The sequence below is a fragment of the Streptomyces sp. NPDC005761 genome, assembly GCF_040630635.1.
Lineage (GTDB): Bacteria > Actinomycetota > Actinomycetes > Streptomycetales > Streptomycetaceae > Streptomyces.
This window is the reverse complement of sequence record NZ_JBEXXX010000099.1, coordinates 1-3,095: the sequence shown is the minus strand read 5'-3', so window position 1 is coordinate 3,095 and position 3,095 is coordinate 1. Positions and strand designations below refer to the sequence as shown.

At 69.1% G+C, this 3,095-nt stretch carries 1 protein-coding gene; it reads right to left on the bottom strand.

Translation table 11 applies throughout. From position 1 onward, the window contains the following. The coding region (locus ABZ434_RS35995; RefSeq protein WP_359146302.1) for a condensation domain-containing protein at nucleotides 1–3,026 on the bottom strand (3,026 nt) is incomplete at its 3' end. Between the last annotated feature and the right edge of the window lie 69 nt (nucleotides 3,027–3,095).

Below are 3,095 nucleotides of genomic sequence, written 5' to 3'. Positions count from 1 at the left end.
AACATCGTCCACACCTGCTCCGGCCCGAAACCGAACCAGGGATCCGTCGCCGTGAACAGACGCACCACCTGCTCATGCGCGACCACAACACCCTTGGGCCGGCCCGTCGAACCAGAGGTGTAGATGACGTAGGCGGGGTGCTTCGGCAGCAGCGCCGAGACACGTTCGTCATCGCTCAGATCAGCATCCGTGTGCTGGGCGAGAGCGGTGATGGTGTCGGGGGCGTCCAGGAGCAGCCACCCTTCCCCATTCAGGTCGTTGGCGACCTGGGTGGTGGCGATGACGAGTGCCGGGGCCGCGTCCTGGAGCAGGTAGGCGATCCGGTCCGTGGGGTAGGAGGGGTCGACCGGCACATACGCCCCGCCGGCCTTCAGTACAGCCAGCAACGCCACGATCATGTCGGCCGAGCGGGGCAGGGCCACCGCGACCAACGACTCCGGACCCACCCCGCGGCCCACGAGCACCCTGGCCAGACGGTTCGCCGCCGCGTTCAGCTCCCCATACGACAGCGACACCCCCTCGCAGGAGACGGCAACAGCACCGGGAGCGGTTTGTGCTTCGAATACGTCGACCAGCGAAACGCTGTCACCGGCCGAAAGGTCCACATCCGAGGCCGAAGACATGGCCCAGGCCTCGACCACAGCCTGTCGCTCATCCCGGGAGAGAACCGGAACCGACCCGATCCCACGTCCCGGCTCCGCCAGCAGCCCCTCCAGCACCCGCACGAACCGCTCGCCCCACACCACAGCAGACGACCGGTCGAACAGGTCCGTGTTGAACTCCAGCGCGCCCCGCAGCCCCGCAGCACCACCATCGGCACCGCGCACCCCGGACAGGTGGAAGACCAGATCGAACTTGGCCGCACCCGTCGCGGCCTCCTCCACCGCGACGCGGAGCCCGGGCATGCCGGCCGAGGCGGCCAGGGCCTTGCGATTGTCGTCGTTGGCCCAGTTCAGGACGGTCTGGAACAGCGGGTGGCGCGACGTGGAGCGCTCGGGGTTGAGAGCCCTCACCAGGCGTTCGAAGGGAACGTCCTGGTGGGCGTATGCCGCGAGGTCGGTCTCCCGGACCCGGGCGAGCAGCTCCGAGAACGTCGGATTCCCGGACAGGTCATTGCGCAGGACCAGCGTGTTCACGAAGAACCCGACCAGATCCTCCAGCGCATCGTCCGTACGACCCGCCACCGGCGAACCGATCGGGACGTCCTCCCCGGCGCCCAGCCGGAACAACAGCACGGCCAAGGCCGCCTGCACCACCATGAACGGGCTCGCCTGATGCTCCCGAGCCACCTCCTCCACCCGCCGATGCAGCTCCTGCGACACCTCGAAATCGACGGTCCCACCCTGGTAGGAGGGTACGGACGGGCGCGGTCGGTCGGTCGGCAGCTCCAGCTCGGCCGGCAGTCCGGCCAATGCCTGCTTCCAGTACGCGATCTGCCGGGAGGCAGAGCTCTCCGGGTCGTCCTCGGAGCCGAGCACCTCGCGCTGCCACAGGGTGAAGTCGGCGTACTGCACCGGCAGCGGCGCCCAGGGAGCGGGCTCGCCCGCGTGACGCGCGGTGTAAGCCGTCGCCAGATCGCGTGCCAGTGGACCGAACGACCATTCGTCGGCGGCGATGTGATGGATCAGCACGAGCAGGACGTACTCGTCGTGCGCCGCCTCGAAGAGGGTGGCGCGCAGCGGGATCTCGTCCATCAGGTCGAAGGCCCGAGCAGCCGATGCCTTCAACGCGGCGGGCAACTGATTCTGTGTCACCTTCTCGACGTTCAGCTCCGGACGTACCTCGGTCCGGATGACCTGGTACGCACCCTGCTCGTCCTCGGCCATGACGGTCCGCAGTGACTCGTGCCGCTCCACGACGTCGGCCAGTGCCGCCCGGAGTGCCTCACGGTCCAGCGCGCCGGTGAGTCGCAGGGCGACCGGGATGTTGTACGTGGCGTTGGGGCCTTCGAGCCGGTGCAGGAACCACTGACCCTGCTGGGCGAAGGACAGCGGGATCCGATCCGGCCGAGGCCCGGCGACGACCCCTGCGCGGGCGCCGTCGGCCTGCTGAACCAGCGCTGCCACGGCCGCGACGGTGGAAGTCTCGAAGAGCTGGCGGACGGAGAGTTCGACACCGAGCACGGTGCGGATGCGGGAGACGAGGCGGGTGGCCAGGAGTGAGTGCCCGCCCAGATCGAAGAAGCTGTCGTCGATCCCGACCCCGGAGACTCCGAGGATGTCGGCGAACAGCCCGCACAGGATCTCCTCCTGTGGGGTGCGCGGCGCACGACTCTGGGCGGTGCCCGCGAACTCCGGCTCCGGCAGGGCCTTGCGGTCCAGCTTGCCGTTCGCGGTCAGAGGCAGCGCGTCGAGGATGACGAACGCAGCCGGGACCATGTAGTCGGGAACGGCCTGGGACATGTGAGCGCGTACCGCGGTGGTGTCGGGTGTGCCGACGAGGTAGGCGATGAGGCGGTCGTCGCGGACGATGACGGCTGCCTGGGTGACGGTGTCGAGGGTGGTGAGGACGGTTTCGATTTCGCCGAGTTCGATGCGGTGTCCGCGGATCTTGACCTGGTCGTCTGCGCGGCGGAGGTATTCGAGGTCGCCGTTCTGGTTCCAGCGGACGATGTCGCCGGTGCGGTACATGCGGGTGCCGGGGGTGCCGTAGGGGTCGGCGACGAAGCGTTCGGCAGACAGGCCGGGGCGGTTGAGGTAGCCGCGGGCGACTCCGGTGCCGGCGATGTAGAGCTCGCCGGGGACGGAGGCCGGGACGGGCTGGAGGTGGTCGTCGAGGACGTAGAGGCGGGTGCGGGTCAGCGGACCGCCGATGGTGACCGGGCCTTCGCCGGTGACGGGGGCGGTGGTGGACCAGATGGTGGTTTCGGTGGGTCCGTAGACGTTGAGGACCGAGGCCGCGGCGGTGGTGAGTTGGGTGGCGAGGTCGGTGGGCAGGGCCTCACCACCTACCAGGATTCGTACGTTGCGCAGCGACTCGCCTGTGTCGGCCACTACCGCACGCCAGAGGCTGGGGGTTGCCTGCATGACGGTGACCCGTTCCTGGTGGAGGGTCTGTCGGAGTGCGGCTGGGTCGTGGACGAGGCCGGGGGGTGC